Source organism: Actinopolymorpha sp. B11F2 (genome assembly GCF_040195635.1).
Taxonomy (GTDB): Bacteria; Actinomycetota; Actinomycetes; order Propionibacteriales; family Actinopolymorphaceae; genus Thermasporomyces.
In genome coordinates this window covers 48,081-64,227 of sequence record NZ_JBEFTX010000016.1, presented here as the reverse complement: position 1 = coordinate 64,227, position 16,147 = coordinate 48,081, and the positions used below count along the sequence as shown (strand labels likewise).

Below are 16,147 nucleotides of genomic sequence, written 5' to 3'. Positions count from 1 at the left end.
CACGCTGCCCATGCCTGTCCCGCGCAAATGACCACGCTGAGTGAGTCTGCGGTATCCAGACAGGCGTCGACACCTGTGCATGGTGGTACAGGCATGGGCAGCGTGGTCATTCACCGCTCAGGAGAGGCTCGTCTGCCCGGCGAGCAAAGCTCTGTCAGTCAGCCGCGTCGGATGCGGCAGGACTGGCCGTTGAGGGTGCAGTCACCGACCCGTGGTCGGTCGGTGCCCTCGGCGCGGAAGCCGAACTCCACTCGTTCGCCGGGCGCGACGACCGCGTTGTAGTCGAGGCCCTGCGCGACCACGACACCGGAGTCGGACTGGTCCAGGGTGGCCTGCCACACGTCGTCGATCTCGGCATCGTGGAGCTCGAAGCTGAGCTGCCACGTCAACGGTGCCGCGGTCGTGTTGGTGATCGTGACGACGCCCACGTATCCGTCGTCCCAGCTGCTCGCCGGCCGGAAGGTCACGGTGGGCCGGTCACGACCGCGATCCGGTGCGACACCTGCCGCGGAGGACCGACGGGACGCGGTGGGTGAGGGTGAGGTCGCCCTCGCGGTGCTGCGAGTACGTGCGGAGTCGGCAGCGGGTGTCGCCCGTGTGGTCGACGCGGTGGGCGTCGCCGCCGTGGCGTCCAGACGTGCCTGTGTGCTCGACCCGCTGCTGGCGAAGACGGCGGCCAGAACGAACGTCGTGGCCATCGCGGCCGCGATCACGCCCACGAGAATGATCGTGCGCTCCTGCGTCGACAGCGTGGGCACCTTGCGGCGCTCCATGGTGGTCCCTCCCCTGGACCGGCAGAGCCGGTTTCCGCCAGACGTTTGACCGGGCCCAAACCCCCCAGCCGGACCCGCATGCGCCGAACACGGACGATTGTGCCACGGCGTCGATGGTGGCACTTCTCGCGCGCAGGCTCGTCTAGCGTGGCGGTATGCCGTCCCGCACCCGCTGGCCACTTGCCGTCTGGCTGGTCTTGTTGGCGTTCGCCCAGGTCGGGGCGCTTGCCGTTATCTGGTGGGTGTTCGTACGCACCGCGGGCGGTCAGACCCTCGACGCGGTGGCCCTGTTGGGCAGATCCATCGGACAGACCAGGGTCGACGGATTGGTCACCAGGGCCCTCAACACCATCACGGTGGTCTCCGTCATCGCCGCGACGGTCACCATCGGGTTCGTCGCGCTCGCCCGACGTCGGTACCGGCTCGCCGTCGTCGCCACCCTGCTCATCGTGGGCGCCAACGTCACCACCCAGCTGCTGAAACGCTCAGTCATCGAACGACCGGATCTGGGCGTCGAGGGGGTGGAGACCAACCTCAACAGCCTGCCCAGTGGGCACACCACGGTCGCCGCCTCGATGGCGGTCGCCGCGGTGCTCGTCCTACCGCCGCGGCTCCGTGGCGGGGTGGCACTCGCCGGCACCTGCTACGCCGCCCTCGTCGGAATCGCCACGCTCGCCGAGGGGTGGCACCGGCCGAGCGACGCCGTCGCCGCGTTCCTCGTCGTCGGTGCGTGGTCCGCGGCTGCCGGTTTCGTCCTGGTCGTCACCGAGCGCGAGTCAGAGCGCTCGACTCCGCCGTCCGGCAGGGAAAGGCATTGTTCACCGGCATCAGGGACGTCCTGGTCAGACGGCACTCATCCGTACGCGCTGACCCTGCTGTTCGTCGCCGGCCTGGCCATGCTCACGGTCGCGGCGGTCGCGCTCGGCATCACCGATCAGACCCCTCACCCCGCTCCGGAGAACCTGAGCTGGCGCCGCCTCTTCGCCGCGTACTCCGGAGCAGCCGCGGGGATCGCCGGCACCGCGTGCATGGTGATGGTGATGGTGCTCGCGACGGTGCACCATGTGGTGCCGAGCCGGGACACGTCACAGCCACCCGGACCGTCGAGGCGAAACGCCGTCACGACAGGCCCGCACTGATCCTCCGCCGAAGCCGCCGAAGCCGCCGAAGCCGCCGAAGCGTCATGGTCTCAGGGCCCGGCAGCGCGTCAGAGCCGCCACATCCGGCCGGAGTACCGGTCGCGGAGCCAGCCGAACTGTCCGTACGACGCGACTGTCATACCGAACTGGTCGGGCGACGGACGGTCGCTGTCGACCCACCAGCGGTACGCCTTCTCGACCATTCCCCACAACGTGGAGAGGCCGTAGTGCTCCCAGTGCGGGTCACCGCCATCGGCGGAGACGCTGACGCCGGCCCACGCGTCCTGGTCGTACACCCAGCGCATGATCCGGCCGGATCCGTCCGGGAACTCGGCCTGGGTGAACCGGAGATCCGGAAGCTGCATTCCCAACGCGAACAGGGCATCGCGGTCCGACCAGAGGGCGTCCGGGTCGAGTCCGCAGGAGGCGGGCGCGCCGGAAAGCAACGTGTCGGCGTGGACGTCGAACACGTTGCTCTCACCAGCTGTGGCTTCGCCCGAGTGCGCACCTCTGCGGTCGCTCGCGCGGTCACCGGCGCGAGCGTCCGCCTGCTCGCCCATGGCTGGAAGTGGAGTGACGAACCGTCCGTACGCACGTTCGTCCTCAACCGTGAGCCTGGCCAGGCTCGGTCCGGCAAGCGGGTTTGCCCACGGCACGAGCAGGGTGCCACCGTTGCGGACGGACTCGACCAGAGCGTAGGGAACGACCGCCAGCGGCACACTGACCAGCACGCGGTCGTAGTCGGTACAGCCCGGCAACGCTGGATCGGTGGGAGAGCCGCCTCCGGCACGCTCGGGCGGTCCCAGGTCCGGCGCCGACAGGCGGCCGGCCGAGAGATGGTCGACCGGGATCACGTCGACGGATCCGCGATGAACATGGTCGTGCAGCTCCGCGCTTGGGTGCGTCGGGCCGGCCGTCACCTCGAGCACACGCATCCCCGGTGCGAGGTCGAGATGGGACACCATCGTCGCCACGGCCGACCCCTCAGGTCCCTCGGTTCCCTGCGACCCCATGCCTGCTCACCTACCCACCGATTACGACGTCAGACAGACATGTCGGTGATTCCGCCATCTTCTCGGCAGAATCGGGCAGAGGGGGCGAGCTGTCAATGGCGGCCTTTGTCACCACGCTCTCACGCGGTTGACGCCTGCCGCAGCGTCTCGCCATGCGGACGCACCACGCATCGCCAGGAGGTTTGACGAAAGCGCTTGGCGGCGTGCTACCAGCGAGTAACACTGGTGGGTAGCAACAGGCGAAAGGGTGAGAAGCCATGAGCCAGACCCGCCGCGTTTCCGAAGTCGACGCCCGCGCTGTCGCCGAGGCGGCCCGCGAGGCCACCTGGGTCAAGCCGAGCTTCGCGAAGGACCTGTACCTCGGCCGATTTCGCCTCGACCTCGTCCATCCGGCACCTCGCGTTCCGGAGGACAAGGCGGCGAAGGGAGCGGCCTTCCTCGAACGCCTCAAGGCGTACTGCGCGACTCTCGACGGCCAGGTCATCGAGCGCGAGTCCCGGATCCCCGACGAGTACGCCAAGGGCTTGGCCGCGCTGGGCGTCTTCGGGATGAAGATTCCCGAGGAGTACGGCGGCCTCGGGCTGTCGATGCTCGACTACGGCCGGGGCCTCATGCTCGCCGGCTCGGTCCACCCGAGCATCGGTGCGCTGCTCTCGGCCCACCAGTCGATCGGGGTCCCCGAGCCGGTCAAGATGTTCGGGACCGAGGAGCAGAAGCGCGAGTTCCTCCCCCGCTGCGCGCGGGGCGCGATCAGCGCGTTCCTGCTCACCGAACCCGACGTCGGTTCCGACCCGGCCCGGCTGTCGATGACCGCGATTCCCTCCGAGGACGGTTCGGAGTACGTGCTGGACGGCGTGAAGCTCTGGACGACGAACGGCGTCGTCGCCGAACTGGTCGTCGTCATGGCCCGGGTGCCCGAGAGGGAGGGGCACCGGGGTGGTGTGACGGCGTTCGTCGTCGAAGCGAACTCGCCTGGCATCACCGTTGAGAACCGCAACGCCTTCATGGGGCTGCGCGGCATCGAGAACGGCGTGACCCGCTTCCACCAGGTGCGGGTGCCTGCCGCGAACCGGCTGGGCAAGGAGGGCCAGGGCCTCAAGATCGCCCTGACGACACTCAACACCGGCCGGCTCTCGATCCCGGCACTGTGCGCCGGCGCCGGCAAGTGGGCCCTGAAGATCGCGCGTGAGTGGTCCGCCGAGCGCGAGCAGTGGGGACGACCGATCGGCCAGCACGCCGCGGTCGCGCACAAGATCTCGTTCATCGCGGCCACGTCGTACGCCTTGGAGAGCATTCTCGAACTCTCCGCCAACATGGCCGACGCCGGAACCTACGACATCCGGCTCGAGGCGGCGATCGCCAAGCTGTACGCAAGTGAGAAGGCCTGGACGATGGTCGACGAACTCGTCCAGATCCGGGGCGGCCGCGGGTATGAAAGCGCGGAGTCCCTTGCCGCACGGGGCGAACGTGCCATCCCGGCCGAGCAGATGCTCCGCGACATGCGGATCAACCGGATCTTCGAGGGATCGACCGAGATCATGCACCTGTTCATCGCGCGGGAGGCGGTGGACGCCCACCTGCAGGCGGCCGGCGAGCTGGCCAACCCGCACGCCCACGCGGACGCGAAGTTCCGGGCGGCGGCGAAGGCGAGCGGCTTCTACGCGAAGTGGCTGCCACGGTTGATCGCCGGAAAGGGGCAGTTCCCGCTCTCCTATGACGAGTTCGGGACGCTGGCACCGCACCTGCGGTTCGTCGAACGCTCCTCGCGCAAGCTGGCCCGCAACACGTTCTACGGAATGGCACGTTGGCAGGGCAAGCTGGAGTTCCGCCAGGGCTTCCTCGCGCGGGTCGTCGACATCGGGGCGGAGCTCTACGCCATGACCGCGGCATGCGTACGCGCCGAGATGCTCCTGCGGGAGGATCCCGCCCGCGGTGAGGAGGCCTACGAGCTGGCGGACGCCTTCTGCGCCCAGGCACGGGTCCGCGTCAAGGAGCTGTTGACGCGGCTTTGGCGCAACGCCGACTCCAGTGACGACGCGCTGGCCAAGCAGATCCTCGAAGGCCGCTACACCTGGCTCGAGGAAGGCGTACTCCATCTGTATCCCGACGCACCGTGGATCGCGTCCTGGACACCGGGAGACTCGCAGAAGGAGAACCTCGCCCGCCGGATGATCTGACGGCGGCGGCGGCAATGACCACGCTGCCCATGCCAGTGGGCCCAGGACAGGCGTGTACGCCTGGCTGGGGTACCGCAGGCATGGGCAGCGCGGTCATTCGCCCCAGGGGCATGGGCAGCGTGGTCATTCGCCCCGGCAGCAGGGACGGCGCGGCGGTGCGCGCCCGCGGGATGCTTTACGCTGCCCTTGCGATGCCCACGATCTACGATGTCGCCCGCCACGCCCAGGTCTCGCCCTCGACCGTCTCCCGCGTCCTCAACGGCAAGCAGACGGTCGACCAGGCCCTGGCCGATCGGGTGCGCGCGGCGGCCGAGGCGCTCGACTACCGGCCCAACGCCCTCGCGCGGAGCCTTCGCCGGAGCCAGACCAACCTCTGGGCCGTCCTGGTCTCCGACATCAACAACCCGTTCTTCACCGCCCTCGTGCGCGGTGTGGAGGACGTCGCCCAGACCTCGAGGTACTCCGTCGTGCTCTGCAACAGCGACGAGGATCCCGCGAAGGAGGCGGGCTATGTCGCCGCGATCCTCGCCGAGCAGATAGCTGGCGTCATCATCTCCCCGACCAGCCACGGCGAACACGTCCGCGACCTGGTGGACGCCTCGGTGCCCATCGTCGCCATCGATCGGCAGGTACGCGGCGCCTCCGTCGACATCGTCACGGTCGACAACGAACGCGCCGCCCAGCTCGCCGCCACCCACCTGATCGACGAGGGTTTCGTGCGGATCGCCTGCATCACCGGCCCCCGCGACATCAGCACGGCGCGGCAGCGACTCGAGGGATACCACCGTGCCCTCGAGGCGGCCGGACGCGCCGTCGACCCGCGCCTGGTGAAGTACGCCGACTTTCGCGAGACCGGCGGCTACACCGCGATGGCCGACCTGCTCGACCACACGCCCAGACCCGACGCGGTGTTCCCCACGAACAACCTGATGACGGTCGGCGTCCTGGAGTGCCTGGCCGACCGGGGCGTCCGGGTTCCCGAGGACGTCGGGATCTTCGGCTTCGACGACGTACCCTGTGCGGCCCTGATCCGGCCCCCGCTCTCGACCATCACCCAGCCGACGTACGACATCGGCAGGACCGCGGCGGAGCTGCTGCTGCGCCGGATCGCCGAGCCCACCCGGGCGCCGTCGGTCACCGTGCTGCCCACCGAGCTGCACGTCCGCGCGAGCTCCCTCAAGCGAGCAGCTACCACGTCAAGCCACCCTTGACCCGGACGCGTCGGCCCGCGCGACTACCGCCCGGACGCCTCCACCAAGCGCCGGGTGGTCAGGTTCCGACCATGGTCATGCGTCACGAGAGGTACTTCCGAGCGTCGCAAAACGGCCATGGGTGATGAATGATCATGAAACGCCGCGGAAGGTACGCCGGTAGGCCAGCGGTGCCACACCGAGCGCCGTCCGTAGATGCTGACGCATCGACGCCGGCGTACCGAATCCGGCGTCACGCGCCACCTGGTCGACGGGCAGATCGGTCTCCTCGAGCAGGTGCCGCGCGCGTTCGATCCGCTGTCGGACGAGCCAGATGCCCGGACTCAGCCCGGTCTCCTCGCGGAAGCGCCGGGTGAAGGTCCGCACGCTCATCCGCGCGTTCCTGGCCATGGTCGCGAGGTCGAGCGGTTCGCCGAGCCGGCCCAACATCCAGGCCCTCGTGGGCTCGGTCGTCGAGCCCGCCACCGGTGGAAGCGGGCGTTCGATGAACTGCGACTGCCCACCGTCGCGCCAGGGAGGTACGACGCACGTGCGTGCCGCACCATTCGCGACCTCTACTCCGTAGTCGCCGCGGATCAGGTGCAGGCACAGGTCGATGCCGGCCCCCACCCCGGCCGAGGTCAGCACGTCACCGTCGTCCACGAACAGCACGTCAGGGTCGAGCCGCACACGAGGATGGAGCTGACGGAACCGCCGTGCGTACTTCCAGTGGGTCGTCGCCCGGCGACCGTCGAGCAGGCCTGCCGCGGCGAGGATGAACGCCCCCGTGCAGATCGACACCAGCCGCCTTCCCGCCTGGGCCGACGCGCGCAGTGCCTCGGCGACCTTGGGGTCGATGGTTGCGTCCTCCACCGCTGGACCGTGGTGGATTCCTGGTACGAGCACCGTGTCGGCGTCACCCACCACGTCGAGGGAGTACTCAGGCTGCAGGTGGAACCCCGCGGTCGTACGCACCGGGCCGCCGTCTGCCGTACACACCTGGACCGCGTACAGCCGCTGGCCGGAGGAGTCGCGGGCCGAACCCAGGACCTGCGTGGCCGTGCCGACGTCGAACGGCACCACGTCGTCGATCGCGAGGACGGCGACCCGATGCGGCCGGACCGGCGTCCGGTCTGTCGGGGCCGTCGGGTCTGTCGGGGCCGTCGGGTCTGTCGGGGCCGTCGGGTCTGTCGGGGCGGCCGGGTTTGGCAGGTCTGGTGGGCCTGGCAGATCTGGTGGGCCTGGCGGGTCTGCTCGTCCGGGCAAACCTGGCGTAGCGGGCATGGCCGGATTCTTTCACATGATGGCTTTCGGGCCACTCGCCGATGAGCGGGCGTTACGGACAAGCTGTCATCGTGACGCCGACCGAACCTCGCGATCCCGCCACACCCGATTCTTCAGGACAAGGCCTCGCCGGTCCCGCTCTGTCCGTCCCGCATCCCGCCGCTCCCCGGTTCGCCCGCAGCCGAGGCTGGAGGAAGCGCCCGAACATCCACCGGGCGTGGATCGTCGCGGGCGTCGCGCTGCTCGCGCTCGTCGGCGCCGCCGGTTTCGGCGCTGTCCCCGGCGTCCTGGTCACCCCGCTGCAGGAGGAGTTCGGGTGGTCGCGAGGCACGATCTCGCTCGCCGTGTCGATCAACCTCGTGCTGTACGGCGTGACCGCACCTTTCGCGGCCGCCCTGATGGAACGCTTCGGCATCCGCCGGATCCTCGCGGGCGCCCTCGTCCTCATCGCCGTCGGCAGTGGGCTCACCCTGTTCATGACGGAGAGCTGGCAGCTGGTGCTGTGCTGGGGCGTCCTCGTCGGGCTCGGCACCGGCGCCATGGCCCTCGCGTTCGTCGCCACCATCACCGGACGGTGGTTCGTCCGCCACCGCGGCCTCGTGACGGGCATCCTCACCGCCGGCGGCGCCACCGGCCGGCTGATCTTCCTTCCGCTGCTCGCGAGCCTGGTCGTGTGGTCGGGCTGGCGGGCGGCGGCTCTGGTGGTCACGCTCGCCGCCCTGGCGGTCGTACCCCTCGTTCTGCTCGTCATCCGGAACCGGCCGGAGGACGTAGGACTACGGCCCTACGGCGTACCCGACGACGCTCCGGTCGCCCCCGCCGACGCGGTGCCGACCCCGCATCCGGCAGCCGGGACGGCGCTCGGAGTCCTCGCCGGTGCCGTCCGCACGCGCGCGTTCTGGCTGCTCGCCGGCGGCTTCGCGATCTGCGGCATGTCGACCAACGGCCTGATCCAGATCCATTTCATTCCGGCGGCGCACGACCACGGGATGGCCGAGCCGGTCGCGGCGTCACTGCTCGCCGCCATCGGGATCCTCGACATCGTGGGTACGGTCCTGTCCGGGTGGCTCACCGACCGCCTCCCCGCGCCCTTCCTGCTCGCCATGTACTACGCCCTTCGCGGCGCGTCCCTGCTCCTTCTCCCCTTCCTGTTGGACGACACCGCACACCCGAGCCTGCTCGTCTTCATCGTGTTCTATGGGCTGGACTGGGTGGCAACGGTCCCGCCGACCATCGCCTTGTGCCGCCAGCACTTCGGCAGTGCCGGTCCCGTTGTGTTCGGGTGGGTCTTCGCCTCCCACCAGATCGGCGCCGCGATCGCCGCCACGTCAGCCGGGGTCCTGCGCGACACGACGGGGAACTACGTCCTGGCGTTCACCGGAGCGGGATTGCTCTGCTTCGTCGCCGCCGCGCTCTCGGCGCGGGTGGGCGCTCAACCGCCGACGCGCCGGCCATCCGTCGGGAGCGCACACTGACGGTCCGGCACGTCGTCCCTGGGAACGAACGATCCAGGCCCGCGGCTCGGCGCACCCGCAACGGTCGCGGATCAACCGTCATGCGGGGCGTCGCCCGACCGCGACCAGCCCGACCGCCCCGAGCACACTGGTCGCCGTACAGATCATCATCACCCCCGTGTAGGTCCCGCTTTGCGCGTGCAGCCACGCGGCTCCGAGCGGTGCGGCCGCCTTCGTCACCATGAGAAACGCGGCCAGCAGACCGCTCAACGTCGCGTACGCAGCGACACCGTAGCGATCGGCCACGAGCGCGGGGCGGGCGATGGTCCCGACGCCGAAGCCGATCCCGACCGCCAGGACGCAGGCGATCGCGCCGACCAGCCGGTCACCGAACCAGGGCAGGAGAAGCGTCCCCATCGCCTGTAGGACGAAGATCGCCGCGACGACGGCCGTCAGTCGCACGCGCCGGCTCACTGCCGTCGTCACCACCCGCCCGGTCACCGACAGGACTCCTAGCAGGCCGGCGACCGTGGCGGCGGTGGTCGGCGCGTGACCGAGTTCGGTGAGGTACGCGACGACATGAACGCTGATGACGAAGGTGCCGATGCCCTGGGCGACGAACGACACGGCGATCAGCCAGTACGCCGGATCACCGAACGCCGTGCGCAGGGCGGCCGAACGCCGGTCCGCCGGGTCCAGGTCGGCGCTGGCCCGATCCGTACTGGCCCGATCCGTACTGGCCCGATCCGTACTGGCCCGATCCGTCCGGGCATCCGAACCGGTGACGGATGGGCTGGCGATGCTCGGCGTACCGCCGGATCCGGGCTCGTCGGCACCGACAAGGGCGAGCGGCCGGCGTACGACAAGGTGCAGCGGGACAGTCACGGCGCCGTAGATGACCGCAAGAACGACAAGCGCCTGCCGCCAGCCGTAGAACTCCACCAGCAGACCGGACAACGGCAGGAAGATCGTCGAGGCGAACCCTCCGACGATCGTGATCGCGAGGATCGCCGTCCCCCGACGCTGGCCGTGAAACCACGTGACCACCACAGCGAACGCCGCCTCGTAGAGCACACCCGCCGCCGCGACGCCGAGCCCGACGAAGACGGCGTACAGCGCGACGACGTTCTCGACCCGCGACCAGGCGAGCAGGCAGCCGGTGGCGAGCACCGAGCTGAGGACCATGAGCCGTCGCCCTCCACTCCGGTCCAGCCATCGCCCGACGGGAACGGCGACGGCCGCGGAGGTGAGCAGGCTGAGGGCCGGGGCCACCGTCAGCGCAGTCCGGCTTGCGTGCAGGTCGGCCTGCATGGGGACGAGGAAGACCGCGAACGCGTAGGCGAGTACGCCGTAACCGGCGGTCGTCGTCAGCGCCAGAGCGGCGACGATCCACCAGCCGTACGACACTCGGGTGGGAGTCAACCGGACGGCGCTCACCCTGCTGCGGAGGCGATGTCGGCATCCACGTCCCCATCCTCCCGGACTCACCCGAGTTGTCAATACAACTTGCCTGACGCCCGACTCGACCAGCAGCCCGGCCTGCCGCGCTGCCCGCCCCCGCGCTGCCGGGTCACTCCCGGCGCGGCACGATGGAGCCATGAGCCCGATCGCCACGAACGAACTCAGCGCCCTCCTGCTGGAGAACATCCACCCCGACGCGACCACACTCCTGTCCTCGGCCGGATGCAAGGTCGAGACGTACGAAGGAGCACTGAGCGCGGATGAGCTCGCGGACCGGATCAGCGGCGTCCACCTGCTGGGGATCAGGTCGACGACGCAGCTGACCGACGCGGTCCTCGACAAGGCCAGCGATCTCGTGGCGGTGGGTGCGTTCTGCATCGGTACGAACCAGATCGACCTGCCGGCGGCGACCAAGCGCGGGATCGCGGTCTTCAACGCCCCGTTCTCCAACACCCGCAGCGTCGTCGAGCTGGCGATCGCGGAGATCATCGCGCTCACCCGGCGGCTCACCGACAAGAGCCGCGACATGCACGCGGGCATCTGGGACAAGTCGGCGACCGGCAGCCACGAGATTCGCGGCCGGCGGCTCGGCATCGTGGGTTACGGCAACATCGGCAGCCAACTCTCCGTCCTCGCCGAGACCCTCGGAATGTCGGTCTCCTTCTTCGACATCGCCGACAAGCTGGCGCTGGGCAACGCGACGCGCTGCGCGTCCCTCGAGGAGCTGCTCGAGTCGGTCGACGTGGTGACGCTGCACGTCGACGGACGGCCGGGCAACCGGGGAATCTTCGGCGACGCGGAGTTCGCGCGGATGCTGCCGGGCTCGCTCTTCCTCAACCTCTCCCGCGGGTTCGTCGTCGACCACGCCGCGCTGCGGCAGCGGATCGAGTCCGGCCATCTCGCGGGTGCCGCGATCGACGTGTTCCCACGCGAGCCGAAGCGGCGTGGAGAGGCGTTCGAGTCCGAGCTGCGCGGCCTGCCCAACGTCATCCTCACCCCACACGTCGCCGGATCAACCGAGGAGGCGCAGCAGGACATCGGCCGATTCGTAGCCTCGAAGCTGCGGCACTACGCGGTGGACGGCACCACGTCGCTCTCGGTCAATCTGCCGGAGCTCGCGCTGCCGGAACGGGCAGGTACGCACCGGCTGGCACACGTCCACGTCAACACACCCGGCGTACTCGCGACGATCAACGGGGTTCTCGCCGAGCACGGCGTCAACATCGAGGGCCAGTTCCTCGGCACCCGCGGCGACGTGGGGTACGTGATCACCGACATCGGCGCGCCGGCCGAGGCCGATGTCGTGCGTACCCTCCAGGACATGCCCGAGACGATCCGTCTACGCCACCTCTCCTGACCACACCGACCGCCCATGCGGCCGACCGCCAACCCAGTCCGCACCCGACTACAGCGCCGTCCTCGCTCACCGGGTAACCGTGCTCGTCGATCAGACGCCCGTGGCGATGGTGATGATCTCAGGCAGTTGCTCGGTGAATGGACGCCGATCCCAGAGGCCGTAGCGCTCCATGACCGTCAACCCCGCCTCTGACAGGAATTCGTCGAGCTCGTCGACCTCGACGAAACGGAAGCGGCTGGGGCACAGCACCTCGTACTCCCAGTGTGGGCTGGAGAATCGGCCGACCACCTCGACGATCCCGCGCTCCACCCGCCGCGGGTTGGTGTTCGCGGCGCTGACCACGGTGCCATCGGAGGCGACGACCTCCGCCTGGTTCGTCCACTTCTCCCAAGGGCGCAGCCCGGGGTTCAACGTCTCGAAGGCGAACCGGCCACCGTCGGTCAGCGCTGCCCGGACCGCCGTGAGTGCCGCCGCGATCTCGTCGTCGGTGAGATACGCCTGGAAGACGTGACGGGTCATGATGACGAGCTCGTACTCCTGACCGTAGGAAGCGGTCCGGAGGTCGCCCAGGATCCAGTCGACATCGGTACATGCCTTGGCCTGGTCCAGCATCGCCGCTGCGGGTTCCAGACCGACCAGCCGCCCGGTGTGGCCGGCCGTGCGTGCCCTCCGGAGCACACTGCCGGTGCCGCAACCGACGTCCAGCACGGACTCTGCCGCCATGACGAGGTTGAGGTAGAAGTCGAGATCCGGCCCCCACGGGTTGAGCTGGTCGTAGAAGACCGCGAGGCGAGGGTCGGTGTAGTCGTCGCTGTACTCTCGCCGGGGCATGCAGCCAGTGTCGCGGCGAGATTCACCCAATGTCGCCTCGATTCCCCGAGGCAGGCAGCACTACTCACACGACGGCCGGTCGGAAAGAACCTGACTACAGACCGCTGGCTGAGTGCCGGGGCGCCGGGGCGCCGAGGCGCCACCCGATCAGCGCCGAGCCAGGGCCGCCCACGACGGGGCTACCAGCACCCACCGCAACCTCATACCCGCCTCGACGGGCGTGCGGTCTCCCTTGGCGCCGTTGCAGCTGCCGCACGCTGCCACGGTGTTGGTCCACGTGTTCCTCCCGCCCCGACAGCGGGGTAGGACATGATCGACGGTGTCCGCGACACCACCGCAGTAGCCGCACCGCTTTCGGTCCCGCGCGAGTACGCCGCGCCGAGACCAGGACGGACCAGAGTTGTAGCGCCATCGCGTGACGACGTACCGCACGAGGCGTACCACAGTCGGACGGGGCCAGGCGCCGATCAGCCGGTCGGGCACCGCCTCATGCACCTCGGCGACTCGACGGACCAGCATGCCGACCGCGTGCCGCAGACTGACCCGGTGGAGCGGTCCGAGATCGGCGTTGATGACGAGAACGGTCTCCACCAGATCCTCCTCCTCTACGGTCTATGCCTGCGATGGTAGAGGGAGCGGACGGGCGAGGACTCGAACCAGTTGCTCCAGGGTCGAGAACCCGACGACCTCATCCATGGTCGAATCGGCGTTCCGCGGGAAGGTTTGCGCCGAATCGTCCCGAAGATAGCCAGATCGGGCGCCCTCGGCGGACCGGCCGGCGGCCTGGACTTTGACCAAATGAGTCAGGAGGCCCGGAAATGACCACGCTGAGCATGCCTGTAGCACCCGGTGGGGGCAGCGACCCATGTCCAGCGCCCACAGGCATGCTCAGCGTGGTCATTTGCCGGGTGACCGGGCGGCTCAGCGTGGTCATTTGCCGGGTGATCGGGCGGCTCAGCTGTCGCCGCGGAACCAGCGGACGTCGTACGGAAGTGAGTCGGCGGGACCGTCATAGGCCACCACAGGTTCGCCATCGGCTCCCACGGCGATCGTGAACCGCTCCTCGACCGGCGGCTCGTAGCCGTCCCCGGCGTCGCTCACGAGCGTCCCGCCCGGCCCCGGATCGTTGTCGGCGGGGAGGTACGCCTCCAGAACCACCGTGCCGTCCTTGTCCACCGGGACGACGGCACCCGCCCGCACCAGGACAGGCGTCTCGTCGAGCGGTGCCTCGACGGTCACGTGCCCAGGTCCGTCATGGGCGACGCCGGTCCGCCGGTCGTACCAGCGTCCGCGCGGCAGCCGGATCGTGCGTTCGCGGGCTCCCTCTGCCAGCACCGGCGCCACCAGCATCGCCTCACCCAGGAGGAACTGGTCGTCCTCCCAGCGCAGGCCCGTGTCGGACGGATCGGCCCAGAGCAGCGGCCGGACGTACGGTGCCCCCGTCCGGTGCGCCTCCCACGCAAGGGTGTACCAGTACGGCAGGAGTTCGTACCGCTCCCGCAGCGCCGGACGGACCTGGGCGAGCACCTCAGGCCCCAGTGCCCACGGCTCGCGGGCGGGCAGGGCGGCGGCGCAGTGCACCCGGAAGAACGGCAGGTAGGCGCCGAGCTGGAACCACCGGACGTACAGCTCATCGGACGGATGCCCGTCGAAGCCGCCGATGTCCGGGCCGGAGAACGGCATCCCGGAGCAGCCGAGTCCGAGCGTGAACGTCAGGCTGATCCGCAGGCCCTCCCAGGACGTGCCGATGTCGCCGGACCAGGTGCCGGCGTAGCGCTGGATGCCGGCAAACCCCGACCGCGACAGCAGGAACGGCCGGCGCTCCGGCCGCAGCCTGCGCACACCGGAGAAGCCGGCATGGTTGAGCAGCAGGGCGTAGACGTTGTGCGCCTCCCGGTGGTCGCCGGACTTGCCGTCGAGGTCATGCCGAGTCGACAACGGCAGGGTCCCGTCACCCCATGCGGCGAACACGGATGGTTCGTTCATGTCGTGCCAGAAGCCGTCGACACCGAGTCGGACATAGGTGTCGTAGCGCTCGCTCCACCACTGCCGGGCGGTGGGCGCGGTGAAGTCGGGGAACACCGTGGAACCCGGCCACACCACGCCAGTGATCACGTGGCCCTTGGCGTCGCGGCAGAAGACGTCGGCGGCGAGGCCGTCCTCGTAGGTCGGTTCGCCTGGCTGCTTGGCGATCCCCGGATCGGCGATGACCACGACGTGGGTGTCCCGCTCGGCCAAGGTCGCGGTGAGGGCGCGCAGATCGGGGTAGCGGGTCTCGTCGACCGTGAACGGCCGGTTGTCGACCGAATGGTCGATGTCGAGCCAGAGGGCCGACACCGGCAGGTCGTGGCCGGCGAACTGCTCCGCCACCTCGGTCACGACCTCCTGGCTGGCGTACCCCCAGCGGCACTGGTGGTAACCCAGCGCCCACCGCGGTGGCAGCGCCGGGCGCCCGGTCAGCGCGGTGTAGCGCTCCAGTGTCGCCGCCGGCTCCCCCGCGAACACGTAGTAGCGCAGCGGCCCACCGTTCAACCGCGCGACGATCTCCTCGCCGACCTCGACGGTGCCGTCACAGGTGTTGTCGTAGAAGGCGAGGTGGCAGCCCGCGTCCGCGACGACCGTGTAGACCGGGATCGACAGACAGAGCGGGTCGTCGCCGAGTGCATAGGTGCCGCCCGGGTCGGAGTTCCACAGCCGATACGTTCGCCCCTTGCGGTCCAGCCGCGCGCTTCGACCCCCGAGGCCGAGCACGGCGGCATCGCTGTCGAGCACGCTGCGATGGGTCCACGCGGCGCCGTCCCAGTGTGGCGCGGCATCATGCCGGAGCGGTACGTCGGGAACGTCCTCGCCCGCCCGGTCCCCCGTCCGGAACGTCAACGCGCCGGCGGCGCCGACCTCCACACCGAGAGCGGGCGTATGCACCGACCAGCCGGTCCCGACCCGCGTCAGCTGGCTGTCGGTGGCGTAGTCGATCTGCGTGGCGTCGGCGCCTTCGAAGGTACCCAGGGAGTACGACGGCGTGGGCGCGACACCATCCCAGCCGACGAAGACGCCGCCACCTGCGAGGAATCGGACCTCGAGGATGAGAGCCGTCGCCGAGGCCGCCTCCGCGCCGCCGCCGGGCCCGGTCGTGAAGGAGAACCGCGCCCCGCCGGGGACCGTCTCGGCCCCCTGGAGTACGCCTGGTTCGCGCGCCGGCGCGGGACCGGTGTCCAAGGCCGCCGCGCGGTCGAGCCGGTCGCGGCGCAGGCTGTAGGAGACCGCCAGCATGCTGTTGCGCCACCCGATCAGCTGGAACGACTTCCACAAGGCATGGATGCGGTCGAAGACGCTCTCCCGGGCGCGCAGGCGAAGGTGGCGCAGCCAGCCACCCCACCACGAGGGCGGTTTCTCGGCGGGCTCGGACGACGGGAACCCGATCGGCTGCATGCGTACTCCGTTCCGGACTCAGAACGCACGGTTGGCCCA

Annotated in this window: 12 protein-coding genes; 5 read left to right on the top strand and 7 right to left on the bottom strand. The window is 69.7% G+C overall.

The window, feature by feature from the left end; translation table 11 throughout:
* Window positions 1-158 precede the first annotated feature (158 nt).
* Complete coding sequence (locus tag ABN034_RS25375) at window positions 159-773, bottom strand: cellulose binding domain-containing protein (RefSeq protein ID WP_349693486.1); 615 nt, start codon at window positions 771-773, stop codon at window positions 159-161.
* 155 nt (window positions 774-928) lie between these two features.
* On the opposite strand from ABN034_RS25375, the gene ABN034_RS25370 reads away from it, so the two are divergent.
* On the top strand, window positions 929-1,912 hold the full coding sequence (locus tag ABN034_RS25370; protein WP_349693485.1) for a phosphatase PAP2 family protein: 984 nt from the start codon (window positions 929-931) through the stop codon (window positions 1,910-1,912).
* A gap of 68 nt (window positions 1,913-1,980) precedes the next feature.
* Here ABN034_RS25370 and ABN034_RS25365 read toward each other — a convergent pair whose 3' ends face one another.
* Window positions 1,981-2,925 carry a hypothetical protein gene (locus ABN034_RS25365; protein ID WP_349693484.1) on the bottom strand — a complete coding sequence of 315 codons (945 nt, stop codon included), beginning with the start codon at window positions 2,923-2,925 and terminating at the stop codon, window positions 1,981-1,983.
* Between the two features lie 257 nt (window positions 2,926-3,182).
* On the opposite strand from ABN034_RS25365, the gene ABN034_RS25360 reads away from it, so the two are divergent.
* Window positions 3,183-5,102: an acyl-CoA dehydrogenase family protein gene (locus ABN034_RS25360; RefSeq protein ID WP_349693483.1), complete on the top strand. Its 1,920-nt coding sequence runs from the start codon at window positions 3,183-3,185 to the stop codon at window positions 5,100-5,102.
* 191 nt (window positions 5,103-5,293) lie between these two features.
* The gene (locus ABN034_RS25355; protein WP_349693482.1) at window positions 5,294-6,313 is read left to right on the top strand and encodes a LacI family DNA-binding transcriptional regulator; all 1,020 of its coding nucleotides are present in this window, start codon (window positions 5,294-5,296) and stop codon (window positions 6,311-6,313) included.
* Window positions 6,314-6,445: 132 nt separating this feature from the next.
* Here the strand turns inward: ABN034_RS25355 and ABN034_RS25350 are convergent, their stop codons facing one another.
* The gene (locus tag ABN034_RS25350) at window positions 6,446-7,576 is read right to left on the bottom strand and encodes a GlxA family transcriptional regulator (protein ID WP_349693481.1); all 1,131 of its coding nucleotides are present in this window, start codon (window positions 7,574-7,576) and stop codon (window positions 6,446-6,448) included.
* 71 nt (window positions 7,577-7,647) lie between these two features.
* Between ABN034_RS25350 and ABN034_RS25345 the strand changes: the two genes are divergently transcribed.
* Entirely contained in the window at window positions 7,648-9,051 is a 1,404-nt protein-coding gene (locus tag ABN034_RS25345; protein WP_349693480.1) for an MFS transporter, read from the top strand.
* Between the two features lie 78 nt (window positions 9,052-9,129).
* Here ABN034_RS25345 and ABN034_RS25340 read toward each other — a convergent pair whose 3' ends face one another.
* On the bottom strand, window positions 9,130-10,452 hold the full coding sequence (locus ABN034_RS25340) for an MFS transporter (RefSeq protein WP_349693479.1): 1,323 nt from the start codon (window positions 10,450-10,452) through the stop codon (window positions 9,130-9,132).
* A gap of 175 nt (window positions 10,453-10,627) precedes the next feature.
* On the opposite strand from ABN034_RS25340, the gene serA reads away from it, so the two are divergent.
* Window positions 10,628-11,848: a phosphoglycerate dehydrogenase gene (gene serA, locus ABN034_RS25335; protein WP_349693478.1), complete on the top strand. Its 1,221-nt coding sequence runs from the start codon at window positions 10,628-10,630 to the stop codon at window positions 11,846-11,848.
* A 90-nt stretch (window positions 11,849-11,938) separates the two neighbouring features.
* On the opposite strand, the gene ABN034_RS25330 is transcribed toward serA, so the two are convergent.
* The 3 genes from ABN034_RS25330 to ABN034_RS25320 form a co-directional block, all read right to left on the bottom strand.
* A complete protein-coding gene (locus tag ABN034_RS25330; RefSeq protein WP_349693477.1) occupies window positions 11,939-12,679 on the bottom strand; it encodes a class I SAM-dependent methyltransferase in 741 nt (246 codons plus the stop codon).
* A 147-nt stretch (window positions 12,680-12,826) separates the two neighbouring features.
* A complete protein-coding gene (locus ABN034_RS25325; protein WP_349693476.1) occupies window positions 12,827-13,270 on the bottom strand; it encodes an HNH endonuclease in 444 nt (147 codons plus the stop codon).
* Between the two features lie 363 nt (window positions 13,271-13,633).
* On the bottom strand, window positions 13,634-16,108 hold the full coding sequence (locus ABN034_RS25320; RefSeq protein WP_349693475.1) for a glycoside hydrolase family 31 protein: 2,475 nt from the start codon (window positions 16,106-16,108) through the stop codon (window positions 13,634-13,636).
* Window positions 16,109-16,147: the final 39 nt, after the last annotated feature.